General features: G+C 66.5%; 26 protein-coding genes. 13 read left to right on the top strand and 13 right to left on the bottom strand.

Annotated features, from left to right (window positions below):
* Positions 1 to 10 precede the first annotated feature (10 nt).
* The 5 genes from ACZI8W_RS05500 to ACZI8W_RS05480 form a co-directional block, all read right to left on the bottom strand.
* The gene (locus tag ACZI8W_RS05500) at positions 11 to 616 is read right to left on the bottom strand and encodes a response regulator (RefSeq protein ID WP_463367476.1); all 606 of its coding nucleotides are present in this window, start codon (positions 614 to 616) and stop codon (positions 11 to 13) included.
* Positions 613 to 1,698, bottom strand: coding sequence for a sensor histidine kinase (locus tag ACZI8W_RS05495; protein WP_463367475.1), 1,086 nt, complete (start codon positions 1,696 to 1,698; stop codon positions 613 to 615). Before ACZI8W_RS05495 ends, ACZI8W_RS05500 begins: the two co-directional genes overlap by 4 nt.
* Positions 1,695 to 2,456: an ABC transporter permease gene (locus tag ACZI8W_RS05490; protein WP_463367474.1), complete on the bottom strand. Its 762-nt coding sequence runs from the start codon at positions 2,454 to 2,456 to the stop codon at positions 1,695 to 1,697. Before ACZI8W_RS05490 ends, ACZI8W_RS05495 begins: the two co-directional genes overlap by 4 nt.
* Positions 2,453 to 3,379, bottom strand: a complete 927-nt coding sequence (locus ACZI8W_RS05485) for an ABC transporter ATP-binding protein (protein WP_463367473.1) — start codon at positions 3,377 to 3,379, stop codon at positions 2,453 to 2,455. Before ACZI8W_RS05485 ends, ACZI8W_RS05490 begins: the two co-directional genes overlap by 4 nt.
* Positions 3,380 to 3,502: 123 nt before the next feature.
* On the bottom strand, positions 3,503 to 4,666 hold the full coding sequence (locus ACZI8W_RS05480; protein WP_463367472.1) for a methyltransferase: 1,164 nt from the start codon (positions 4,664 to 4,666) through the stop codon (positions 3,503 to 3,505).
* A 30-nt stretch (positions 4,667 to 4,696) separates the two neighbouring features.
* Here ACZI8W_RS05480 and ACZI8W_RS05475 point away from each other — a divergent pair, with 30 nt between their 5' ends.
* Positions 4,697 to 4,930, top strand: a complete 234-nt coding sequence (locus ACZI8W_RS05475; protein ID WP_463367471.1) for a CatA-like O-acetyltransferase — start codon at positions 4,697 to 4,699, stop codon at positions 4,928 to 4,930.
* Between the two features lie 192 nt (positions 4,931 to 5,122).
* Here ACZI8W_RS05475 and erm read toward each other — a convergent pair whose 3' ends face one another.
* Positions 5,123 to 5,914: a 23S ribosomal RNA methyltransferase Erm gene (gene erm, locus ACZI8W_RS05470; RefSeq protein WP_463367470.1), complete on the bottom strand. Its 792-nt coding sequence runs from the start codon at positions 5,912 to 5,914 to the stop codon at positions 5,123 to 5,125.
* 173 nt (positions 5,915 to 6,087) lie between these two features.
* Positions 6,088 to 6,324, bottom strand: a complete 237-nt coding sequence (locus tag ACZI8W_RS05465; RefSeq protein ID WP_463367469.1) for a hypothetical protein — start codon at positions 6,322 to 6,324, stop codon at positions 6,088 to 6,090.
* A 185-nt stretch (positions 6,325 to 6,509) separates the two neighbouring features.
* Here ACZI8W_RS05465 and ACZI8W_RS05460 point away from each other — a divergent pair, with 185 nt between their 5' ends.
* From ACZI8W_RS05460 to ACZI8W_RS05450, 3 genes are all read left to right on the top strand, one after another.
* Entirely contained in the window at positions 6,510 to 7,382 is an 873-nt protein-coding gene (locus ACZI8W_RS05460; RefSeq protein ID WP_463367468.1) for an alpha/beta fold hydrolase, read from the top strand.
* 17 nt (positions 7,383 to 7,399) lie between these two features.
* Positions 7,400 to 8,140, top strand: a complete 741-nt coding sequence (locus ACZI8W_RS05455; RefSeq protein ID WP_463367467.1) for an IclR family transcriptional regulator — start codon at positions 7,400 to 7,402, stop codon at positions 8,138 to 8,140.
* Positions 8,141 to 8,243: 103 nt separating this feature from the next.
* Positions 8,244 to 9,434 (top strand): 4-hydroxybenzoate 3-monooxygenase, encoded by a 1,191-nt coding sequence (locus ACZI8W_RS05450; protein WP_463367466.1) that lies wholly within the window; start codon positions 8,244 to 8,246, stop codon positions 9,432 to 9,434.
* 2 nt (positions 9,435 to 9,436) lie between these two features.
* On the opposite strand, the gene pcaDC is transcribed toward ACZI8W_RS05450, so the two are convergent.
* The 3 genes from pcaDC to ACZI8W_RS05435 are packed head-to-tail and all read right to left on the bottom strand — an operon-like array spanning position 9,437 to position 12,891.
* Positions 9,437 to 10,591, bottom strand: coding sequence for a bifunctional 3-oxoadipate enol-lactonase/4-carboxymuconolactone decarboxylase PcaDC (gene pcaDC, locus ACZI8W_RS05445; protein ID WP_463367465.1), 1,155 nt, complete (start codon positions 10,589 to 10,591; stop codon positions 9,437 to 9,439).
* Positions 10,591 to 11,913 (bottom strand): lyase family protein, encoded by a 1,323-nt coding sequence (locus ACZI8W_RS05440; RefSeq protein WP_463367464.1) that lies wholly within the window; start codon positions 11,911 to 11,913, stop codon positions 10,591 to 10,593. Before ACZI8W_RS05440 ends, pcaDC begins: the two co-directional genes overlap by 1 nt.
* A 57-nt stretch (positions 11,914 to 11,970) precedes the next feature.
* Positions 11,971 to 12,891, bottom strand: coding sequence for a LysR substrate-binding domain-containing protein (locus tag ACZI8W_RS05435; RefSeq protein ID WP_463367463.1), 921 nt, complete (start codon positions 12,889 to 12,891; stop codon positions 11,971 to 11,973).
* 100 nt (positions 12,892 to 12,991) lie between these two features.
* Here ACZI8W_RS05435 and pcaH point away from each other — a divergent pair, with 100 nt between their 5' ends.
* Positions 12,992 to 13,723, top strand: a complete 732-nt coding sequence (gene pcaH / locus ACZI8W_RS05430; protein WP_463367462.1) for a protocatechuate 3,4-dioxygenase subunit beta — start codon at positions 12,992 to 12,994, stop codon at positions 13,721 to 13,723.
* An 8-nt stretch (positions 13,724 to 13,731) separates the two neighbouring features.
* Positions 13,732 to 14,382: a protocatechuate 3,4-dioxygenase subunit alpha gene (gene pcaG, locus ACZI8W_RS05425; protein ID WP_463367461.1), complete on the top strand. Its 651-nt coding sequence runs from the start codon at positions 13,732 to 13,734 to the stop codon at positions 14,380 to 14,382.
* 79 nt (positions 14,383 to 14,461) lie between these two features.
* Here the strand turns inward: pcaG and ACZI8W_RS05420 are convergent, their stop codons facing one another.
* On the bottom strand, positions 14,462 to 15,922 hold the full coding sequence (locus tag ACZI8W_RS05420; protein WP_463367460.1) for a DHA2 family efflux MFS transporter permease subunit: 1,461 nt from the start codon (positions 15,920 to 15,922) through the stop codon (positions 14,462 to 14,464).
* Between the two features lie 150 nt (positions 15,923 to 16,072).
* Here ACZI8W_RS05420 and ACZI8W_RS05415 point away from each other — a divergent pair, with 150 nt between their 5' ends.
* The 3 genes from ACZI8W_RS05415 to ACZI8W_RS05405 are packed head-to-tail and all read left to right on the top strand — an operon-like array spanning position 16,073 to position 18,800.
* Positions 16,073 to 16,714, top strand: coding sequence for a TetR family transcriptional regulator (locus tag ACZI8W_RS05415; protein ID WP_463367459.1), 642 nt, complete (start codon positions 16,073 to 16,075; stop codon positions 16,712 to 16,714).
* Between the two features lie 55 nt (positions 16,715 to 16,769).
* Positions 16,770 to 17,855, top strand: coding sequence for a potassium channel family protein (locus tag ACZI8W_RS05410; RefSeq protein ID WP_463367457.1), 1,086 nt, complete (start codon positions 16,770 to 16,772; stop codon positions 17,853 to 17,855).
* Between the two features lie 45 nt (positions 17,856 to 17,900).
* Positions 17,901 to 18,800 carry a PaaI family thioesterase gene (locus ACZI8W_RS05405; RefSeq protein WP_463367456.1) on the top strand — a complete coding sequence of 300 codons (900 nt, stop codon included), beginning with the start codon at positions 17,901 to 17,903 and terminating at the stop codon, positions 18,798 to 18,800.
* 95 nt (positions 18,801 to 18,895) lie between these two features.
* Here the strand turns inward: ACZI8W_RS05405 and ACZI8W_RS05400 are convergent, their stop codons facing one another.
* Complete coding sequence (locus ACZI8W_RS05400; protein ID WP_463367455.1) at positions 18,896 to 19,804, bottom strand: type IV toxin-antitoxin system AbiEi family antitoxin domain-containing protein; 909 nt, start codon at positions 19,802 to 19,804, stop codon at positions 18,896 to 18,898.
* A gap of 162 nt (positions 19,805 to 19,966) precedes the next feature.
* The gene (locus ACZI8W_RS05395; RefSeq protein WP_463367454.1) at positions 19,967 to 20,884 is read right to left on the bottom strand and encodes a TIGR03564 family F420-dependent LLM class oxidoreductase; all 918 of its coding nucleotides are present in this window, start codon (positions 20,882 to 20,884) and stop codon (positions 19,967 to 19,969) included.
* 34 nt (positions 20,885 to 20,918) lie between these two features.
* On the opposite strand from ACZI8W_RS05395, the gene ACZI8W_RS05390 reads away from it, so the two are divergent.
* The 4 genes from ACZI8W_RS05390 (at position 20,919) to ACZI8W_RS05375 (ending at position 23,580) form a co-directional block, all read left to right on the top strand.
* Positions 20,919 to 21,812: a TauD/TfdA dioxygenase family protein gene (locus tag ACZI8W_RS05390; RefSeq protein ID WP_463367453.1), complete on the top strand. Its 894-nt coding sequence runs from the start codon at positions 20,919 to 20,921 to the stop codon at positions 21,810 to 21,812.
* The gene (locus tag ACZI8W_RS05385; RefSeq protein WP_463367452.1) at positions 21,809 to 22,366 is read left to right on the top strand and encodes a nuclear transport factor 2 family protein; all 558 of its coding nucleotides are present in this window, start codon (positions 21,809 to 21,811) and stop codon (positions 22,364 to 22,366) included. Before ACZI8W_RS05390 ends, ACZI8W_RS05385 begins: the two co-directional genes overlap by 4 nt.
* Positions 22,367 to 22,461: 95 nt before the next feature.
* Positions 22,462 to 23,142 carry a PaaI family thioesterase gene (locus tag ACZI8W_RS05380; protein ID WP_463367451.1) on the top strand — a complete coding sequence of 227 codons (681 nt, stop codon included), beginning with the start codon at positions 22,462 to 22,464 and terminating at the stop codon, positions 23,140 to 23,142.
* Between the two features lie 87 nt (positions 23,143 to 23,229).
* On the top strand, positions 23,230 to 23,580 hold the full coding sequence (locus tag ACZI8W_RS05375; protein WP_463367450.1) for a hypothetical protein: 351 nt from the start codon (positions 23,230 to 23,232) through the stop codon (positions 23,578 to 23,580).
* Positions 23,581 to 23,736 lie beyond the last annotated feature (156 nt).

Below are 23,736 nucleotides of genomic sequence, written 5' to 3'. Positions count from 1 at the left end.
GGGAACCGGCTCAGATCCACCCGTTCTGCTGAGCACGCCGCGCGGCTTCGACCCGCGTCGTCGTCCCCGTCTTCCCGATCGCCGACGACAGATAGTTGCGCACCGTCCCCTGCGACAGGTGCACCGCGGAGGCAATGACGGCGACGGGCACCCCGTCCAACGCCGCGCGCAGTACGTCGCGCTCGCGGTCGGTGAGGGGATTGTTGCCGCCGACGATGGACTCGGCGGCCAGGGCCGGATCCACTACACGTTCGCCTCGCCGAACGCGCCTCACCGCTTCGGCGAGTTCGGCGGCGGGGGTGTCTTTGACGACGAACCCCGACGCACCTGCTTCGAGTGCGGAGCGCAGGTAGCCGGGGCGGCCGAAGGTGGTGACGATCAGCGACCGCACGTCGGGGAGTTCGCGGGCGAGTTCGCCCGCCACCACGATCCCGTCGAGCCCCGGCATTTCGATGTCGAGTAAGCACACCTCGGCGTTGCTCGATCGGGCTGCGCCCAGCACTTCGTCGCCTCTGCCCACTTCGGCGACGACGTCGATGTCGCCTTCGAGGCCGAGCAATGCCGCCAGCGCACCGCGGACGAGTGCTTGATCGTCGGCCAGCAACACGCGAATCACCCGAACACCACTTTCAGTTCTGTACCCACTCCGTCGGGTCCTGCGCCGACGGAGAATTCTCCTCCTGCCGACCGGACCCGGTCGCGGATACCTCGCAAGCCGTTGCCGTCGCGACTGCCATCGACGCCCCCGCCGTCGTCGACGACACTCAACAAGCCTCCGCTGAGACCGATCACGCAGCTGCGGGCGTTGCTGTGCCGGACCACGTTGGTGACCGCTTCCCTCAGCACCCAGCCGAACACGAGACGGTGGCGGGGGTCGACGACCGACGCGTCGCCGCGCAGTTCGACGCGGATGCCGGCGTCGTCGAGTGCGGTGCGGGCGCGGTCGAGTTCGTCGGCAAGCCCCGCGACCCGCAGCCCGGTGACCGTGGCCCGCACTTCGCCGAGCGCCTCGCGGGTGAGCGAGCGGATCGCAGCCAACTCCGCCTTGGCGCGTTCCGGGTCGATGTCGATGAGGCGTTCGGCGAGTTCAGCTTTCACGGTAACAGCGGTGAGGCTGTGTCCGAGCACATCGTGCACGTCTCGCGCGACACGGTCACGTTCGGCCACGATGACGAGTTCGTTGCGCAGGGCCTGGTATTCGTCGTCGCGGTCGCCGACCGCGCGGATCACGGCGGTGATCGTCCCGACCAGTACGACGATCACGGTGTAGAAGAAGTCGTCGCGCAGGGTCCCCGTCCACCATGGCACCAGCAGACACACTCCGACCATGGTCGCGAAGACGATCATTCGGGGTACGAGCGTCAGGACGAACATCGCGAACGACACCACGAACGCGCCCATACCCAGCGCGCCCGTTCCGATCTGAAGGCCGACGGCGAAGACCAACAGCGCCAGCACCGGGAGGTGGGTTGCCGCAATCCGCGAAGGCGTCTTCTTCTGCGTGTGCAGGCTACGGAAACCGTGAATGTAGACGAGGGCGAATGCTCCGATGCAGAGCGTGCCGAGGGTCCTCACCAGGGTGGACCCTATCGTGATGGTCTCGAACATCGGGTAGATCAGGAACACGAGCCAGACGGTTGCCATGAACCAGCCGAAGCGGGTCCACGGATCCTCACCGATCCGGTCGCTGTCGGTCACTGCCGACCCCGCCCTCGCTTCACCAGGTATGTCGAGAGAATCACGAAGATCACTGCCCACACCGACAAGTTAAGCACCGGCACCCACAGTGGCTCGTCAGGCAGGGCGTTGCCATTGCTGTCGATCAGGACGCCCTCGGTCAGCGGGTAGCGGGCGAGTGCCACGTAACCGTAGAGCGGGGTGAACTTCGCGATGGTGAGCATGACGCCCGACAACGGGATGAAGATGTTGCCGAGAAACGCGAGGACCACCAGGCTGCCGCTTGCAGCACCGACAGCGGCCTCCGACCGGAATGCGAGGCCGAACATCAGCCCGTACACGGAGAACACGGCGGCCCCGACCAGCACCGCGATCGAACCGAGGATCCAGGCGCTCCACTCCCCCGAGGCGCCCGTGAGCACGCCGAGAATGAAGATCAGTGCGATGGGGATCGCGGCGAACACCAGCGCGACTGTCGCCTTCATCGCAACGAACCCGGCATCGGACAGCGGGGTCAGACCGAGTTGCCGTCCCCACCCTTGCATTCGTTCGACGGCGGCCATCCCGCCGATGCCGGTGGTTGCGGTGACAGCGCCGTACGCGGCCATCGAGATCATGATGTACATCGCGACGTTGCCGTGACCGGCCGACTCCGACGCGTACGACTGCGCAGCACCGAAGATGAGGTAGAAGAAGGCCGGCAGGACCGCGATGAAGAATACGCTCACGTAGTCGCGGAACTGACGACGCAATTCGAGGCGGATGAATGTGGTGGTCATGCCGGTACCTTCTCGGTGAGTGTGAGGAACGCGGTCTCCAGTGATCCACCGGCGATTTCGAGGTTCGTGGCACCGAACTCGACGAGTAGCGCACGGGCCACATCGTCGGAATCCGTTGCCCTGATCTCGATCCGATTGCCCATCACGGAGATGTCGGCGACGCCGGGGTGCGACGCCAGCGCCGCGCGCACGTCGTGTTCGCGTCCGGGGGCGATGTCGGCGGAGACGATTCGTCCAGTGGCGAGCGCACGGATCTCGGGTGTCGGACCGTCGGCGACGACGCGCCCGTCGGCGATCATGACGATACGGTCGGCGAACGAGTCGGCTTCTTCGAGGTAGTGGGTGGCGAAGACGACGGTGCGTCCGGCGTCGGCTTCGGTGTGCATGGTTGCCCAGAATTCGCGTCGGGCGCCGACGTCCATCCCGGCGGTCGGTTCGTCGAGGATGATCAGGTCGGGGTCGGGCAGCAGGGCGAGAGCGAAACGCAGTCGTTGCTGTTCACCACCGGAGCACTTCGACACCATCCTGCCCGCGAGCGAGGCGACCCCGGCCCGTTCGATGACCTCGTCGATGTCGCGGTGCTCGGCGAACGTCGAGGCGATCATCTGCACGGTCTCGCGGACGGTGAGGTCGCGCAGCAAACCGCCGGTCTGCAACACCGCAGACACCTGGCCTGCGGCGATGGCGTGACGTGGTGGTTTACCGAACACCGACACCACGCCGGCGGTGGGTTCGGTGAAGCCCAGCACCATATCGAGAGCGGTGGTCTTGCCTGCACCGTTGGGGCCGAGCAGCGCGACGACTTCGCCGCGCTGCACCGTCAGGTCGAGGTGGTCGACGGCGCGTACTTCGTCGCCGCCTCGGGGTCGGAAGCTCTTGACGACGTCGTGCAGCTCGATGGCTGCGACCCTTCTGTGTTCCATGATCGGAAGTCTCGTGGTTCACGGGGCGCGCCGCGATCCCCGGCTGTCACAAGATCACCATGACAAATGTCAGACGGAGACTGCGCGGGACCCGAGGCACAGTGTCATCGCGAGCGGCCAGGCTTATGTCCCTCGGGTGGACAGGCGCCATAGGACGGTTCGTTCGCGCGATCGAGCAGCGTGGAGCGGGTCGGTGCTGTCGGTGGTGCGCGGATGGCGGGGGGTCGCTTCGTGTCTGCCGGTGACCGTCAGTCCGGCGGCAGCGATGCGCTCGAGGAGCGCGTCGCGCGGGCGTAGTCCGAGATGTTCGGCGAGGTCGGAGAGGACCAGCCAAGCTTCGCCCTGAGGTGTCAGGTGATCTGGAAGCTCGTCGAGGAAGCGGTTCAGCACGGTGGACGCTGGGTCATAGATCCCGAGTTCCAGGTCCGAGGTGGGGCGCCCGGGTATCCAGGGCGGATTGCACACGATCAGGTCGGCGCGCCTGTGGCTGACAGGCCACAGGTCGGCCTGAACGACCTGCACGTGCTCGGCGAGGCCCAGTCGTTGCATGTTCTCGCGCGCGCACTGCACCGCACGAGGATTGAGGTCGGTTGCTATCACCTCTCGGACAGCACGCCGAGCCAGGATGGCGGCAAGCACTCCGGTTCCGGTGCCGATGTCGAACACGATGGGGTGATCGACAGCTGCAGGCAACGGAGCATCCGCGACTAGGTCGATGTATTCGTTGCGGGTGGGAGCGAAGACGCCGTAGGCGGGGTGGATTCGGGCTCCCAGGGCTGGGATTTCGATTCCTTTGCGGTGCCACTCATAGGCTCCGATGACTCCGAGGAGTTCAGGCAGCGGGACCAGCGTGACCTCACCGGAAGCCTCGTCCGTCTCGCTGATCGGCTGTCCGAAGGCATGCGTGCACGCTGCTCGCACATCCGGTGCTCGGCGCAGCCGAATCGAGTAGTCGGGCTCCAGGGCGATCAGGATTCTTCCCAGCAGGGCTGCTCGTCGGGAGCGAGCGTTCCTGTTGGTGCGGAAGAGTTCGGCGGGCTCGGAGGCGTGCGGTGCTCGGGCTGCTCGCTGCTGGGTGCGTCGGTCCATGGCGCGCATGAGCTGGCGGGCGTTGTGGAAATCACCGCGCCAGAGCAGACCTGACCCCGACCGGACAAGCCGGAGGGCCGCAGAGGCAGACGTGCGGTCGTCGGCAGCGACGATGACCGATGGTGCTGGCGCGCCATTCTCGGCGCGCCAGAGTGCGGTTCGTCGTGTGTCGTTCTCGGTCCAGCTGATGGTCGTCATGGGGTGCTCCGGGGAAGGTCGAAGTCATCAATGGTCGATCTGGCTTCGGGAGGACTGTCAACGATATCTGGGACCTCCACGAGGCCCAGCGGGCGGACTGGTTTCGCGCGATCGCATTCGGAGAGATTCGTCATCGAGCGCGGTGGAGAGGTGGTTGGTCGGCTCGCTCTGCAGATCCACCATGCCGTCGCCGACGGATTCCATGCGTGTCGGCTACTCGAGGAACTGCAAGAGCTATTCGCAGTACCAGACTGGGTGGTGTAGGGAGAGCGAGTCCGCGCTTCGCCTGAGTGCCGTCCGCAACAACCACACCGCTGCCGTGGACGTCGGCCCGCCGACCACGACCCGGGGGCCGCTTACCCGGCCCGGTGCGGGCCTGACCGACGCGAAGACCGAGGACCTCACTCTGCTGATCGCCGCTATGGCCGGCCGGCGTGGAGGCCGGCGCGTGACCGGTCACCCTCGGTGTGTGTACGAGGTGCTGTCGCCGGACCGGTAGAGATCGACCCATTGCTGGACCGAGAGGTCCTTCGGCAGTGCGCGTGGGTCCAGGCCCACGGCGGTCGACCACTTCCGAGCGGCACGGGTCCGGCCGAAGAGCCCTGCGCGGGTGGTGATCTCTACGATGCCTCGCCCCCGACCGGTGAAAACCCGGTGTGCCATGGCGTGGAAGGCCTTGTGCTCTTTCCTCGGCAGCAAAGGCTTCTCCCGGCGCGTGATCGTCAGGAGGCCACCGTCCACGCTCGGGGCTGGTGTGAAAGCCCGCGCTGGTACCCGTAGTCCCAGCTCGAAGGTGAACCAGGGCGACCATTGCGCGGTCATCAGCGTGGCACCACCGACGCCCGCACGGCGACGGGCCACTTCCCACTGAACGAGGACGACGGCGTGAGTCCATCCTGGTGCCCGCAGGATGTGTCGCAGGATCGCTGTCGTCTGGTGGAAGGGCAGGTTCCCCACCAGAACGTGATCGGTGTGGGGCAACCGGTGGTGGAGGAAATCGTCGTGCACGACTTCGACCCGAGGAGGTAGCTGCCCTTCGAGAGAACGGGCGAGTCTGCTGTCGATCTCCACCACGGTCAGCGGCCGCGCCAAGTGCGCTAATCGCGTCGTCAGAGCGCCAGCACCGGGACCGATCTCGATAATCGGGCCTGTGGTGGAGCGGATGCGTTCAACGATGGTCTTCTGGATAGCTGCGTCGTGCAGGAAGTTCTGGCCGTTCTCGTGACGACCATGACGGTAGGTAGGCATTGGAGAGCTCCGCGGATCCGTAGACGGGGCCGGGCATGCGAAAGCCGCCGCCCGGCAGGGCCGGAAGGACGACGGAACTCACTGAGGAATCGTGGGTACCGCCGTCAGCGACGGCGCAACCTCATCGATGCAATACCAAGACAACACATTCCGCTCAACTTATCACAGTGCGATCATCGGCCAGTTTCCGGACGGAGGCCGTCGAGCTCTTCCGCCGCGAACCGGATCATCAGCACACGCGGCCAGGGCAGGCAATCCGCAGCGAGAACGGCTCTCAGCTTCTCGGCGTCGCGGGCATACAGCGGCTCGACGCCAGGTGGGTTCCCGAGCGTCGCGAGCAGCGTCCCGGGATTGAAGGTGTCCATGAGATAGGCGCTGCCGCCGGTGAGGGCGCGCACGTATCCCCGCATGAATTTCCGGGCCTGTTCTCCGACAGGTCGACGTGGGCGTGGATCTCGCGGGGATCGCTCGGCACGTGCGCTCCTTGTCGTAAGCGGTTTCCGCAATCGATGACGCAGCTCCGGCGCGTTCTGTGGGGACGGCGGAGACCACGGCATCCAGATGAGTTTTGTCGTCGAACCCGGTCTGTCAGAGCATGACCACATTCGATCGTCCCGTCATCACGGCCTCCCTGGACGTTCCCGGCGCCACCGTCACCTACGACGTCCGCGGCGACCTGCAGTCCGGCATCCCACTGCTGATGGTGGGGTCGCCGATGGATGCGGGCGGATTCGCCGCGCTCGCGGCACAGTTCTCCGACCGCCCCGTTGTCACCTACGACCCGCGCGGTGTGATGCGCAGCCCCCGCGACACCCCCGGCCGCTCGACACCCGACCTGCACGCCGACGACCTGCACCGTCTCATCGACACACTCGCCGCTGGCCCGGTGGACCTCTTCGGCAGCAGCGGCGGCGCGGTGAACGGCCTCGCCCTGGTCGCGAAACATCCCACGCAGGTACGGACGCTCATCGCGCACGAACCGCCGGCGTGTCCGGTGCTGCCCGACTTCGCGGTCGTCAAGGCGGTGGTCGACGACATCGACGCCACCTATCAGCGCAGCGGCATGGGTCGGGCGATGGCGAAATTCATCATGCTGCTGTCGCAGACGGGACAGCTGGAACCCTCCTACCTGGCGGTGCCCGCCCCCGACCCGTCGGCGTTCGGTATGCCCACGGAAGACGACGGCTCCCGCGACGACGCTCTGCTCAGCCAGAACCTGCAGTCCTGTATCGGATACGAACCCGACTTCGACGCACTCGCAGCGGCGTCGACCCGGATCGTGATCGGCGCGGGCACGGAGTCGACGGGTGAGATCTCCGCTCGCGCGGCGGCGGAGGTCGCGAAGCAACTCGGTATCGAACTCACGATGTTCCCCGGCGGTCACGCAGGGTTCACCGCCGACGGATACGGGGTCCCCGGCGACCCGGAAGGCTTCGCCGCTGTGTTGCTGGCCGCGCTGACTCCCTGAAGGCGGATAATCGGTCAATGGCCAACTCGCCCACCGGCGACTCCGTACTCGACCGCGTGCTCCGGATCCTCGAGGCGTTCGATGCGTCGACCCCCACGCTGACGGTCGGCGCGCTCGCGCGGCGCGCCGGCCTGCCACAGGCGACGGCCTACCGCATCGTCGACGACATGGTGCGACGCGGATTCCTCGACCGTCAGCCGACGGGAGAGGTGCGGCCCGGCCTTCGGCTGTGGGAGCTCGTCACCCGCTGCTATCCCGCCCGCGACCTGCGCGACGCCGCACTGCCATTCATCCAGGACGTGCAGTCGGTGGTTCACCAGCACACCCAACTCGCCGTCCTGCAAGACGAGGAAGTACTTGTGCTCGAGCGCCTTTCGTCGCCTGCATCGGTGATCAATCAAGCCTCGGTGGCCAATCGTCTCCCCGCGCACGACACGTCGCTCGGTATGTCGATGCTGGCGTTCTCTCCGTCGCACGACCAGGCGCGGTACCTTCGCGAACATCCCGGTATCGACGACCGATTCGACGGTGGGCTGCGTGGCGCACTCGCAGAGATCCGCACCCGCGGATACGCGCTCCTCGACGGAGCTCTCGACGCGGGCACCACCGGCATCGCGGTTCCGGTGCTCGACCGGTCGAAGCGGGCAGTGGCGTCGATCGGTGTCGTCGTGCCGACTGGCACCCGCCGGCACACGATCGTCGCGGTACTCAGCGCCGCAGCACGAGGCATCGCTCGCGCTACCGGCGACGGGCCGTGACCACCTTCTTCGATGATCTTTCTTGTTCAATGAGAAACCATGCGGGTGACGCCGAGCAATCCCTCCACACTCGATGGCACACGTCACACAGCGGAGGGCTCACATGAACACTCGGATCGACACCACCCAGGTCGGCATCGTCGGCGCCGGCCCAGCGGGTTTGATGCTGTCTCATCTGCTGGCGAAGGCGGGAATCGACAACATCGTCGTCGAGAAGCGCGACCGCGACACGATTGCGAGCACCCACCGCGCCGGGATCCTCGAGCACGGGTCGGTCCAGCTGCTCACCGACAGCGGCGTCGACGGGCGCGTGCTCACCGATGGACACCGGCACGACGGCATCGATCTGCGATTCGCAGGCGAAAGCCACCGCATCGATTTCGCTGACCTGATCGGCGAATCGGTCTGGCTGTACCCGCAGAACGAGGTCTTCGTCGATCTCGCCGACGCGCGCGCACGCGACGGCGGCGATGTGCGCTACAGCGTCACCGATACCGAAGTGCTCGACCAGACCACCGGCACCCCGAAGATCCGCTTCACCGACGCCGACGGCACCGCGATCGAGATCCACTGCGACATCCTCGTGGGCGCGGACGGTTCGCAGAGCGTATGCCGATCCTCGATCCCGCAGCAGGCACGTACCGACAATTTCGTCGAGTACCCGTTCGCCTGGTTCGGCATCCTCACCGAAGCGCCCCCGAGCGCGCCCGAATTGATCTACGCCAACTCCGATCACGGATTCGCCCTGATCAGTCAGCGCAGCGACACGGTCCAGCGCATGTACTTCCAGTGCGCCCCGGGCACCGACGCATCGGTGTGGACCGAGGATCAGATCTGGAGCGAGCTACAGAAACGTGTCGACGGGCCCGACGGATTCCAGCTGAAGCGCGGCCGCATCTTCGAACAGATGGTGCTGCCGTTCCGCTCGTATGTGTGCGAGCCGATGCGCTACGGCAACCTGTTCCTCGCCGGCGACGCCGGGCACACCGTTCCCCCGACCGGCGCCAAGGGGCTCAACCTGGCGCTGGCCGACGTGCGCGTGCTGTTCGAGGCCATCGACTCGTTCTACGCGACCAAATCCCCCGAGCTGCTCGACGGATACAGCGACACCGCCCTGCGGCGAGTGTGGCGAGCCCAGAACTTCTCGTACTGGATGACGAACATGCTGCACACCCGCGCCGATGCGAACCCGTTCGAGCGCAAGCGTGCCCTCGGCGAGCTGGCGTCCGTCACGTCGTCGCGGTACGGACAGCAGTATCTCGCCGAGGGTTACACGGGCTGGCCGCGCAACTGACATCAGTCTCCGAGATCCGCCAACGCCTGCTTGCCCATCGCAAACGCGCGGTTGCTGTTCGGCACACCCGCGTAGACGGCGGTGTGGAGGAAGACCTCGATGAGCTCGTCGGGATCGATGCCCGCTCGGAGCGCCGCACGGATGTGCATGTCGAGTTCGTGCTCGTTACCGACCGCGGTGAGGATCGCGAGGGTCAGGAGCCGTCGGGTGTGGTGGTCGAGGCCGGGGCGGGCCCAGATGTCGCCCCACGCGGTGCGGGTGATGAAGTCCTGGAACGGCTGTGTGAATGCGGTGGCCTGCGACATTGCACGGTCCACGTGCGCGTCGCCGAGGACGGAACGCCGCATCCGCATCCCCGCCTCGACCGCCGCAGAACGATACGCTCCCACCTGCTCCGAGCTCGTGATGTGCGCGCGGATCAGAGCGGTCACTCGGCCCGCCTGCTCGACGTTCACCAGATGTGCACCCGGGTCGAGGACGTGGAAGTCGGCATCGGCGATACCGTCGGCGAGTGCACGCATGGTCTCGGGCGGGGTCGCCGGATCCTGAGCACCCGCGATCACGAGCGTGGGTGCGACGATTCGCGCGAGGTCGGCGCGTCCGTCGAACCCGGCGAGGGCGTCGCAGCAGCCGGCGTACCCGTCGTCCGACGTCGCCGACACCATCGCAACGTGTCGCTGGACCAGTTCGGGGTCGCGTTCCGCCAGATCGGCCGTGAACCAGCGCCCGACGATCTGCTCGGCAATCGAACTGACTCCGTCGGCGCGCACCGTTGCCGCGCGGTCACGCCACTGCTGCGACGGCTCGAACACGGCGGCCGTGCACAGCAACGTCAGCGACCGCACCCGCTCCGGGCGGTGTGCGGCGAGCCACTGCCCGACTGCGCCACCCAACGACAGTCCGACGACGTGCGCTGCGGCGACGCCCAGTTCGTCGAGCAGCGCCAGAACATCCCCGGCTAGTTCGGCAACGGTGTAAGCGCCTGCGAGCGCATCCGATTCCCCGTGACCACGATGGTCGACGGCGATGACGTCGGCGATCGGCGACAGCGCCACGATCTGCGGCGACCACATCCTCCGGTCGGAACCGAGCGAACCCAGCAGCAGCACCGAGGGAGCGGCGGGGTCACCGTGTCGTTCATGGGCGAGAGGGATCATCACAGTCCTTCGTGTCGGGCGAGGGCACGGTCGACGAGATCGGCGGCGTGCCCGAGATAACGGGTGGGATCGAGGAGTTCGGCCAGCTCGTCGGCCGACAGATACGCGGTGATGCGTGGGTCCGCGTCGAGTGGGCTTCCGGAGACAGCAGCATCGGTGACGATGGCTCGCGCATCGTCGACGTGTCGCGACAGGGCGCTCACCACCTTCTCGGCGAGCACCGCTCCCCCGGTGAGCCCGAGGTTGCGGTCCAGGGCGTCGACGTGCACGTGCAGACCGCCGAGGCAGGCGGAAAGACGATGTGCTGCACCACCGGTCAGCCGAAGTAGGTCGGAGACCGCTTCCCATTCCGCATGCCACGGCCCGGCTGCGCGGGCGAATTCGTGATCGGCCGACGACAACACCGTTGCGACGAGGCCGGGCACACGACGCGCTGCAGCGCGCGCCGCGACGGCAGCCACGGGATTTCTCTTGTGCGGCATGGCCGATGAGCCACCCGGTGCATCTTCGGATACCTCACCGATTTCGGTCATGGCCATGAGCACCACGTCGGTCGCCGGTTTCGACACCGCACCTGCCGCAACACCGAGAGCCGCGGCCAATCGTGTCATCGGGGTGCGCACGGTGTGCCACGGGACGGTGGCGCGTGCGAGCCCGAGGCGGTCGGCAAGGTCGTCGGCGAAGTACATCCCGTCGGGTGCGATGGCGGCGAGGGTGCCGGCGGCGCCTCCGTACTGCACGGGCAAGGCCGAGAGGGCGCGGTCGAGTTCGGCGTGGGCGTCGTCGAGTCCGGTGAGCCACCCGGCAGCAAGGGCACCGAACGTCGTGGGAAGGGCCTGCTGGCCGAGGGTGCGCGCGATCATCGGCGTCGTGCGGTGCGCTCGCGCGAGATCGGCAGCAGCACCGGCGGCGGTGGCGAGGTGGTCGAGGATGCCTCGTCCGGCGCGACGCGCGAGGAGCACCGACGCGGTGTCCATGACGTCCTGGCTGGTTGCGCCGACGTGTACGGCGGACGCGGGGGTGTCGGCGCGGTCGCGGAGCAGTTTCACGAGCGGGATGACGGGATTACCGCCCGCCGCAGCGAGCGCACCGAGTTCGGCGGGGTCGAGATCACGCGCGAGTTCGGCGGCGGCGACGGCCACGGCGGCGGCGTCCGCTTCGGTCGCGCGCCCGATCCCCACGGCGCCGGCGGTGATCGTCGCCTCGACCTCGAGCAGCGCTCCGATCCACGCGTGGTCCGACACCTCGGGCGCTATGTCGCCGGCCCCGTAGACCGGGTCGAACAGTGGCCCGCGGGTGGATTCCTGGTGGGGGTGTGGCATCGGAGACCTCGGGATCGGATCGGGTGCATTCGGAAATGGCAATGCGCGAGCGCGGTTTCACGTACCGACTGGTCCATGACCGGCTCGGCGCAACAGCGCAGCAATGTCGTCGACGATAGCGGACGCCGCCGCCGCCGACCGGATGACGCCGATTGTCTCGGCCGTGCCGACGGTGTCGACGGGCAGCCGCGCGAGCCTCCCGTCGGCGATGTCCCGCCCGGGGACGCGCTCGGGCGCCACCCAGACGGCGTCGGAATCGCGCAGGTAGGCGGAGGCGACTGCGACGTCGAGGGTCTCGACGGTACCCGAAGGGAGTTCGAGTCCGTGCCGGCGCAGGAGCACGTCGGTGTGGTGTCGCGGGACGGTACCGGCCACGCCGACGACCAGCGGGTATTCACATGCCGCGGGGAGCGTTGCCCGCGTGCCCACCAGCGGATGGCCGGGGCGGACGACGAAGGCGAGCGCTTCCGCATAGAGCAGCTCGAACGACAGTCCGACCATGGTGTCGGGGTCGCTCATCCGCCCGACCATCACATCCAGTTTGCCCGCTCGCAGGGCAGCGAGCAGCTCGGTGTTGGTGCCGGTGCGGAGGCGGACGTCGAGATCGGGGTGTCGCGCCCGCAGCCCGCCGAGCACCTCGGGGAGCAGCACCGACGCGGCCGACGGCAATGCTCCGATGCGCACGGTTGCGTGCTCGGATTCGCTGGCGCCCTCCAGTCCGGCGAGTGCGGTGTCGAAGGCCTGGACGACGCGCTCGGCGTGGTCCAGGAAACGTTCACCGGCGGCGGTGGGAACGGCTCCGTGACGGCCTCTGTCCAGCAGTTTCACCCCGGCCAGGAGCTCGAGTTCGTTGAGGGTCTTGGTGACGGCGGGCTGGCTCAGATGCAGCCGTTCGGCGGCGCGACCGACGTGTCGTTCGTGCGCGACCGCGACGAAGCAGTTCAGGTGCCGTAGCCGGATTCGACCGTGAAGAACCATTACTGCAAGTTATGCAATTCGGCTCGAATCGTCAATTTACATGAGAGTTCGGCACACATAGCGTGGGGTGTAACACACGGCACACGACAGGAGCGGCTTCATGAGCATCGCTGAACGAAGCGTGTACGGCGAGTTCGTCGAACGCGACCACTCGCAGCATCCCCCCGCGCTCACACCGGGCTACCGCACGTCGATTCTGCGTTCCCCCCGCAACGCGCTGATCTCGCCGCGGAACACGGTGTCGGAGAAGACCGGTCCGCTGTTCACCGCAAGCGAGCTGGGCGAACTGGACAACGATCTGATCCTCAACTTCGCGCACGGCAGCCTGCCGATCGGCGAGCGGATCATCATGCACGGCTACGTCCGCGACGAGTTCGGAAACCCCGTCAAGGGTGCGCTCGTCGAAGCGTGGCAGGCCAACGCCGGCGGCCGCTACCGGCACAAGAAAGACACCTACCACCTCGCGCCGATCGACCCGAACTTCGGGGGGTGCGGCCGGATGCTCACCGACGACAACGGCTACTACTTCTTCCGCACCATCAAGCCGGGCCCGTACCCGTGGGGCAACAGCGCCAACGCGTGGCGCCCCGCACACATCCACTTCTCCATCATCGGAGACGGCTGGGCACAGCGCCTGATCACCCAGTCGTACTTCGAGGGCGACCCACTGATCGAGCAGTGCCCCATCGCCGCGACCATCCCCTCCCGCGACCAGGTGCGCAGCCTGATCGCCCAGGCCGACACCGCGAACGATGCCCCGTTCGACGCCCGCGCCTACCGATTCGACATCACGCTGCGGGGCCGCCGCGCCACCTTCTTCGAGAACGCATAGGAGCACCGATGAACCAGCCGCTCACACCGTTTCCCATGGTGGTACGTCGGCCCGAGACCCCGTCGCAGACAGGTGGGCCGTACGTGCACATCGGCCTCGCGCCGCAGCAGGCCGGATTCGACATCTTCGAGAACAACTTCGGCAACACGCTCGCCACCGACGACACGCCTGGCGAGCGAATCACACTCGAAGGACGCGTATTCGACGGATCCGGCACTCCGGTCCGCGACGTGCTCATCGAGATCTGGCAAGCCGACGCAGACGGCCGGTACGCCCATCCCGGCGACCCGCAGGGCGGCAACTCGTCGTTCCGCGGGTGGGGCCGAACCGGAGGCGACTTCGACACGGGCGTCTACACGTTCGAGACCGTCAAGCCCGGGGCTGCACCCGGAAACAACGGCACGACGCAGGCCCCGCACGTGCTCATGGTGTTGTTCGCGCGCGGCATCAACGTCGGCTTGCATACCCGCCTCTACTTCGACGACGAGGCCGACGCCAACGCCGCCGATCCGCTGCTGAGCTCGATCGAATGGGAGGTCCGTCGCAACACGCTGATCGCCACGCGCAGCGAACGCGACGGAAAACCCGTCTACACCTTCGATATCCGGCTCCAGGACACCCCGGACGGCGGACGCGAGACCGTATTCCTCGACATCTGAGGCAAGCACACCGCACACACACGAACCTCGCAGGGCCGGTGGGAAGCCACCAGCCCCGCGAGGTCTACGTGTGCCCTGCCTACTTCGCTTCGGCGACCGCCGCCGCGGGCTTCCGGATGAAGAACGCCGCGACCACTGCCAGCATCGACACGACCCCACCGCACAGGAACGCGGTGTGGATACCGTCCTGGTTGGCAACGATCTCGGTGGCCCCGTCGGAGATGCTCGAGGTGGCGGTCACGGTCATCACGGTGATGAACAGCGCCGTACCGGCTGCACCCGCCAACTGCTGCATGGTGTTGAAGATCGCGCTGCCGTGCGAGTAGAGCTCGGCCGGCACCGACCCGAGCGACGACGTCATCAGCGGTGTCATCACCGACGCGAGGCCGAGCATCATCAGCACATGCGTGCCGATGATCTGCGTCATGGACGAGTCCACGTCGAAGAGCGTCATCAACCACAGCGCCGCACTGACGACGACGGCACCGGGAACGACGAGCGGACGTGCACCGATGCGGTCGTAGACGCGTCCGACGAACGGCGACAGCACACCCATCGCCAGGCCGCCCGGCAACAGCAGCAGGCCGGTCTCCAGCGTGTCGAGGCCGCGAACGTTCTGCAGGTACAGCGGCAGCAGAATCAGCGCACCGAACAGCGACATCATGCTGATGATCACCATGCCGAGCCCGATACTGAACGCCGGAGTGGCAAACGGACGCAGATCGAGCAGGGCTCGGCCGTCCTTCTGCCGCGAGAGCTGACGCAGCACGAACACGACCAACGCGACAACACCGACAGCAAGGGGCACCCACACCGGGATGCTCGAGTCTTCCGCCGAATGGCCGATGCTGCTCAGCCCGTAGACGATGCCGCCGAACGCGAAGGCGGACAGGATCACCGACAGGACGTCGAGCGGGACCTTCTTCGGGTCGGTGACGTTCTTGACCAAGGTGATGCCGATACCGAACGCGACGAGCGCGATCGGAAGGACGATCCAGAACATCCAGCGCCAGTCGAGCGCGTCCAGGATGATGCCGGAGATGGTGGGCCCGACGGCCGGTGCCACGGAGATGACGATGGAGATGATGCCCATCATGCCGCCGCGTCTATGGGCGGGCACCACCCGCAGCACCGTCGTCATCAACAGGGGGAGCATGATGGCGGTACCGGCGGCCTGTGTCACTCGCCCGACGAGGAGCAGTTCGAACCCCGGGGCCGTCGCGGCGAGCAAGGTGCCGAGGCTGAACACACCCATCGAGGCGATGAACACCTGACGGAGCGTGAATCGCTGGAACAGGTAGCCGGTGGTCGGAATCACCACGGCCATGGTGAGCATGAAACCGGTGGTGAGCCACTGGGCCGTGCTCGCGGTGATGTCGAGATCGACCATCAGCGGCGGCAGCGCGACACTCATGATCGTCTCGTTCAGGATCATGACGAATGCTGCGACCACGAGAACACCGATCAGCACCTTGCTGCCGGGCTCCATGTCGGTGTCATGACCGGCGGTCGGTTGGTCTTCCAACTGGGGTGACTGCATGTCCGTTTGCTTCCTGAAATGGGGGTGGGTCGAGCACTCCTGGGTAACTCCGAAAGTCTCACCCTGCATGGAAGTGGCTGTCAAATAGATTTCGGCTGTTAGATTGACATCGACTCTTACCGTGCGGTTCGAGGCGAAAGGAGCCGCGACATGAACCGAACCACCGAGCCCGACACTCGCGCGCATGCCCCCAACCTGCGGGAACGCCGCAAGCAGGAAACACGGCTCGAAATTTCGCGGGCAGCACTGGAGCTGTTCGAACGCCAAGGTTTCGCGGCCACCACCGTCGACGAGATCGCCCGGCACGCAGGTGTGTCCTCGAGCACGTTCTTCCGATGCTTCCCCACCAAGGAAGAATCGGTGTGGGGCCCCAACCGCGATCTCGAAGCAGAAATCGTCGAGCTGCTCGAATCCATGTCGCCTGAGGACATCACCTTCACTCACATCGAGTCGATCTACGAACGCTCCCTGCAGCGTCTCCTGTCGTCCTCCGACGACGCGCGGGATCGCGTGCTCCGCACCCGACGGCTCATCTCTTCCGACGACCACCTTCGCTCAGCCGCATTCGCCGCCGACTCTCTGGCGATCTGCCGCATCACCGAGAACATCACCCACCGCCTGCACGGCATCCGATCCGCCTCGTACGCACGGCTGCTCGTCGAAACGGCGGGGGTGGCCTCCCGCATCGCGTTCGACAGCTGGGTCCGGCGCATCGAACGCGGCGAAGACGCCGACCTCGTCGAGATCTATCGGACGACCCGCGAGGAACTGCGCGACGTCGTCGCCAGCTGACAACCGACCGGGCCGAACGTCGACGGAACGACGCAGCGCGTGCAAGAGTGACGTAATGCCCGACAGGTTGCGAGCCCGGTTCAGCCGGTCCGATCAGCTCACCGAGCGCCCCGACTTCGCCCTCGTCGGTGTGCTGAAAGTTCCCCAGACGTCGACGAGCCCGGCGCGCGCGATCGTGCGTCGCATCGGCTACGCCCTGGCCGCCCTGTTCGTGGCGGTGGTGCTCGTCTACATCGACCGCGACGGCTATCGGGACGCCCAGGACAACGAGCTGTCGCTGCTCGACTGCATCTACTACGCCACCGTGTCGCTCTCGACGACCGGCTACGGCGACATCACTCCGATCACCCCGTCCGCGCGGCTGATGAACGTCCTCGTCATCACACCGCTGCGCGTCTTCTTCCTCATCGTGCTGGTCGGTACGACGCTGGGAGCTCTGACCGAGACGTCACGTCAGACGTTCCGCATCCAGAACTGGCGGCGCCGGGTCCGCGACCACACCGTCGTCCTCGGGTACGGCACCAAAGGTCGTTCCGCTGTCGACGCGATGCTCGGCGACGAGGTCCCGCCGTCGCAGATCGTGGTGGTCGACAGCGATCCCGTGGTCCTCGAGAGTGCGGCCGGCCAGGGATTGGTGACCGTGCACGGCTCGGCGACCAAACAGGACGTGCTGCGTGTCGCGGGAGTGCAGCGCGCGGCGTCGGTGATCGTCGCGGCGAATCGCGACGACACCGCCGTGCTCATCACCCTCGCCGCCCGCGAGATCAATCCGAACGCGAAGATCGTCGTCGCGATCCGCGAATCGGAGAACGCGCATCTGTTGCGTCGCTCCGGTGCCGACACGTTGGTGGTGTCGTCGGAGACCGCCGGACGGCTACTCGGTGCCGCGCGAAGTTCACCCCGCGTAGTGGACATGATCGAGGACATCCTCACCCCGGAAGAGGGATTCACCATCGCCGAGCGCGATGTGGACCTCGACGAGGTCGGCCAGGACCCGCGACATCTCGGGCAGATCGTGCTCGGTGTCGAGCGCAACGGCAGCCTGTTCCGGGCGGGATCGCCCGAGGTCAGCGCTCTGGCTGCGCGCGACAAGCTCCTCTACATCCGGTTGGCGGGCGACGGGTCGGGTTACCACGACTGAAGGTGACCCTCCCACTCTGCCCAGTTTTATGGAAGAGTCATTTTCATGATTGAGAATGACATTTCCACGCGGGAAGGGATGGACGTGTCCGCAGACAACACTTTCACCTCGGATTTCGGCATCACGTCGCTGCAGGTTTCGCGGGATCGCGCCATCATGGGCGCGACGGTCACCGACAAGCTGTGCACCCCGGACGGCACGGCATCGCTCGGGTTCCTCACCACACTCGTCGACATCGTCGCCTCCTCTCCGGCGCTGGTCGTGGGCTCCCCCGACTGGACCGCGACGCAGGATCTGTCGATCCACGCCGCAGGCTTCCTGCGACCGGGCCCGATCGCGATCGACGCCAAGCTGATCCGCGTCGGCAAGAAGACGATCCTGGTGGAGACCGACGTATACGACACGCACGGCGTCACCGATCTCCGCGAAATCGCGAACACGATCGACACCTCGGGCACGGGCGGCCTCACCCCTGCCGCGCGCGGTCTCGTGACCTTCGTGCGCCTCCCCCGCTCTGCCGCGACCCACGGCGATGTCGCGTCGTACACCCCCGAAAAGTGGGTCGGGACGATTCGCGAATACCCGCCCGTCCCCATCGACGACGACGTCTTCTCGCGGCTGAACCTTCGCGAGATCGACGCCGCCAATGGAGAGTTCGAGCTCGACCTCACCGGCTTCGTCGCCAATTCCATCGGCACCATCCAGGGCGGCGCGCAGGCCCTGCTTGCCGAGGCCGCTGCGCACGCAATGCGACCGGGGCTCGTCGCCGCCGACATCCAGGTCCACTATCTGGCGCAGGTGAAGAAGGGGCCGGCGCGGTCGCACGGCACAGTCGTCCGTGACGCCGACGACCACTCGGTGATCAAGGTCGCGCTCGTCGATTCCGGCGCGGAGGACAGGCTGCTCACACTGCTGACGATCACCCTTCGTCGGCCCCCGCGGTAGCCGATACCCCACGTCCCTTCCCGCGCGCCGACCAGTCTCCGGCAACGACAATCGCCGATGTGGGAAGCAGGGATGCGCGCGGGAAGGAGGACTGATCACCGGTCACGCCTCGCTCGCTCCACCGCCCGCTCGAAGCGGGCACGGACGACGTCGAATCGGGACAGTTCCGCCCACGTCCAGCGGATCACGTGGAAACCCAGATCGCGTAGCGCGTCCTCCCGAAGCTTCTCCCGGCGAAAGACGTCGGGGCCGTCACCGCCGTACTTGCCCATACCGTCGAATTCGCCGACGATCCGATGCTCCTTCCAGTAGAAGTCGGTGCGGGCAACGAACTCGCCCTCCGGAGTGTGCACAACCTCCTGCAACGAGGGTGCAGGCAGCCCGATCTGTTCCATTCGCAGCCGGCTCAGCGACTCACCGGGGCTTTCACTACGTCCGTCGAGAAACGCGATGATCCGTCGCGCTGCGGCGATCCCTTGCCGTCGGCCGAGGGACTCGAGAGTCTCCGGCAGTGCCGTCTTCAGCGACGGATCTCCCGCCAATGCCGAATCCCCGGCAATCACGACCTCGTCGATCGGTGCGGTGCAGGCGAGGTCCGCGACCGTCCGCGCGATGGACGTACACGGCACTCCGTCGACCTCGACGACGTCGTCGCCGCCGAGCTGCACCACATGCAGATGACGTCCGGTGCCGCGACGGCCACCGGATGTCCCGGCCCGGGTCACGTGGACGCGGCTCAGATCGGGTCGCCACAATGCCAGTCCGTGCAGAACCGCGGCAGACACATGGCTGATCGCGGACCCGTCGGGCAGTCCTGCTCCTGTGGTTCGCGCCCGGATTCGATGTCGTTCGATCGCGTCGAGGCCCTCGGCGGTGGGGCCGTCCAGATAGATTCCGGGGGTGAGTCGCTGCAGTGCGCCGGTTCGGAGCGCACGACGGATCTCGGAGTCGCTCAGTCCTGAGCTGAGGGCGTCGCTGCGGCGGAGGGGTTTCGGTGAGGTCATGACGCCGAGAGTGTCACCGCCAGACATCCGGATCCTGCCCAGAGCACGGATTTCCGCAGATCTGTGGATGGATCCGGCAGTTGTGGACAACTCCCGCGACGCAATTCGCTTCCCGCAGCTGTAATTACGGGTGTGGGAAACCAATGCCCGCGCGGGAAGGGGCTACCGGGTGGTGATCGAACTCAGGAAGTTGCGCGTCCGCTGGAACGAGCCGCGCACGTCGTCGCCGACGGGGAAGATCGCGGCCCAGACGTCGGTAGCACCGGCGTCGAGCAGGTTCTGCAGTTGGGCGCGGACGGACTCTTCGGTGCCGACGATCGCGACGTCGGCGGGGGTGCTCGCTCCCCCGATCTCTAGGACACGCTGATAGTTCGGCATTCCGGCGTACACGGTGGCGGTCGCAGCGACCGCGGCGCGCGCTTCGTCGGCATCGTCGTGCACCGCAACGGGTAGCCCCGCGACGATGCGCGGCGACGGGCGGCCCGCTTTCTCCGCCGCAGCGCGGATAGCGGGTGAGATGACGGATTCGACGACCTTGGCCGACGCCATCCACAGCACCGTGCCATCGGCGTATTGCCCCGCGACACGCAGCATTCGAGGCGACATCGCCGACAACAACACGGGCACCTCATGCGCGACACGCACCATCCGGCCCTCGCTCCGAGTACTCCACTCACCACCCTGGAAATCGACGTCTTCGCCACGCAGAAGTGCGGTGACGATGCGGACGTATTCCTCGGTGTTGTGACCGGGCCGGTCGTACGACATGCCGTAGACGTCGCGCACGAGACTCTCGTGCGACGGCCCGAGGCCCAGGGTGAACCCGGGACGGCCCATCGCTTCCGCGACCGCGGCGACACGGTTCGCCTGCAGCAGCGGGTGGACGGGGTAGGTCTGAAGCACCGCGGTGCCGAGTTCGATCGACGACGTCTCGCGACCTGCGACGGCGAGCGCAGCGAGTGGATCGCCCGCGACCGTGCTCGCGTACCAGAGCGACGTGAAGCCGTCGGCCTCTGCTTTCTGCGCCTGTCGCACGATCTTGTCGGTGGTCGATGCACCACCCGTCAACCCGATCCTCACCACAAACCTCCTTTGAGAATCTTACCTTTAGTCAATGAGAATAGTACTCTCAGAAATCAGTATCTACTTCTCGCTCGACCTGGAGGGCCACATCTTGTTTCCCGACATCACCCCTATCTCCGAAGAAATCGGCGCAGAGATCACCGGCGTCGCCGGGCATACACTGAACGATCCGAAAGCCGCCGCGCGCTGCCAGGAATTGGTCGACCAGTACGGCGTCGTCGTATTCCGCGAAGCGAGGATCAGCGACAGCGACCTCGTCGAACTGAGCCGCATGCTCGGTGAGGTCGTCGTTCCGCCGATGGGCGGCCAGGAAGACCACCCCGAGGTGTCCGCGATCAGCCTCGACCCCGCCAAGACGGTCCTCGCGTCGTACAACACCGGCACCTTCCACTGGCACATCGACGGCGCCACCGACGAGGTCCCTCAGAAGGGCACACTGCTGACCGCGCTGCAGGTATCCGACGAGGGCGGCGACACCGAGTTCGCGAACACCTACGCCTCGTACGAGGCCCTCTCCGACCAGGACAAGGCCGAGTTCGAGACGCTCCGCGTGGTGCACAGCTTCGCCACAGCCCAGCGCCTCGCCAACCCCGAGCCGACGGAAAAGCAGGAACTCGCGTGGGCGCGGGTGCCCGAGCGCGAGCATCCGCTGGTGTGGACACGGCGCAGCGGCCGCAAGTCCTTGCTGATCGGCGCCACCGCCTCGCATGTCGTCGGCTGGCCCGAGGAGCAGGGCAAGGGCCTGATCGGACGCCTCCTCGCGTGGTCGACGCAGCCGCGATTCTCGCTGCGTCACCACTGGCAGCCCGGCGACCTCGTGCTGTGGGACAACACGGGCATGCTGCACCGGGCCGTGCCGTATTCGGCCACGTCGCCACGGCTCTTGCATCGCACCACCCTCGTAGGCGAGGAAGCGGTGGCATGACCGACCTGGCCGACCTCGAACGCAACGTGCAGTACCTGATGGACAGGACGGCGATTCTCGACTGCATCGCGAACCATGCACGCGGGTGTGACCGACACGACACCGACCTTCTCGGCGGTACCTACCACGACGACGGTGTCGACGAGCACGGTGCGACCATCAACAGCGGTCCGGACTACGCGGGCTGGGCCAACTCCACCCATGCCGCGACGGCGGACGCCCACACCCACAACATCACCACCCACACGTGCGAGATCGATGGCGACACCGCGCACTGTGAGAGCTATGCCATCGTCGGACTGCTCGGAAAGGGTTCGTCCACAGTGCAGTTGATGAGCGGTCGCTACATCGACCGGCTCGAGAAGCGCGACGGAACCTGGCGGATCGCGGTGCGCAGGTCGACGGTGGAGTGGACCGCTTCGGCCGACGCATCGCTGCTGCAGTCGCCTTTCTTCACGAAGCAGGCCTTCCTCAAAGGCACCCGCGACACGTCCGATCTGTCCTATCAGCGTCCCCTCGAGGCCGACTCCGATGCCCCCGCTCGCTGGCGATAGCAGTCCCGAACAGCGACTACTCCTTTTGACAAGGGCATATGTTCCCTGGTCGGATAGCAGGGTTCACCTTGCGTAGATTTTGGAGAATTCCGACGATGATTGATTCGCTCGACACCTTCCGGTTGTACGTCAACGATGGGTTGTCGGACGAAGAAATCGCAGCTCAGGCTGCACGATACCGGCCGCTTGCCCAGGATTTGCGCGATCTCATCCTGCTGTCGATCCAGTCCCGTGGCGGCGACGACGAGATCCTCGCAGCTCGCAAGCACCTCGCTGAGGCCAAGTCGATTCTCGAACAGGATCGGGAAACCGGCCCGTGGGGCACGCGCTTCAACGATGCCGGCAGCTTCCGAACTTGGGGAAACGCCGCGATGGGGTTGCGCAACCCGATCGCCCCGCCTCTCGACCTCCGGTTCGAGGACGACGGTCGCGTGTGGGCCGACTTCCATCTCCACGCCGGGTACGAGGGTCCCGCCGGGTTCGTGCACGGTGGAGTCTCCGCACTGGTGCTCGATCAACTCCTCGGCGACACCGCCCGCCACGCGGGGGCTCCGGGCATGACGGGCACACTGACGGTGAAGTATCGACGCCCCACCCCGCTCGGCGACCTGCACTGTGAGGCGCAACTCGATCGGATCGAGGGCTCGAAGGCGTTCGCGACAGGATCCATCTCCGGGTCCGAGGGGGTGTGTGTGGAGGCCGAAGGTGTCTTCATCGCACCCAAGTGGATGCGTGAGCAGCGCGAGCACACCGGCGTCCAGGGCGCCCCGCAGTAATCCAGAACACCCGCGCAGCTCCGGCGAGCACGGTGTCGCGCTGAGTACAGTGGTTCGGGTACGCAGCGCGAAGGACGGTGGCCGATCATGGAGAACGTCGAGTTCTACTCTCTCGTCGCCATGTGTTCGCTTTTCGCGGCGTCCACCTGGTGTCTCGCCCGCCCGCATCTGCTGTCGAGCCTCGCCGCTGCCGTCGCGTCCGGCTTGTGGGTACTACTCAACGGTCCCATCGAAGGCCGCGTCCTCTACGTGGTGACGCCCGAGCACGGGCTCACCGAATCGGATCTGCTGTCGGCCGTGGGGTTGTGCATCGCCGCGTGGGGCTGCTGGTACAGCATCCGCAGCCGGCGTCGTCGTCGGCGTCGGCGACCGACGAGCGGGCCGATCCCACGGCATCCCGACGACACCCGGCCGATGCCGGTCCGCGTCGGCGATTAGACCATAGGCCACCCTTTGTCTCAGTGTTACATCACCATTCGGTATCGGTTCTGGACGAAACAGTCATGCTCACTTAGACTCGGCACCGGCCACTTCGCGTGGCCGTATCTCCCTGAAGTCCTCCCCGACACAGGAGATGCAGCGCAGAGCCCCGCT

The sequence above is a fragment of the Rhodococcus ruitaii genome, assembly GCF_055230935.1.
The sequence above is the reverse complement of the archived record's forward strand: the minus strand, read 5'-3'. Positions and strand labels throughout refer to the sequence as shown.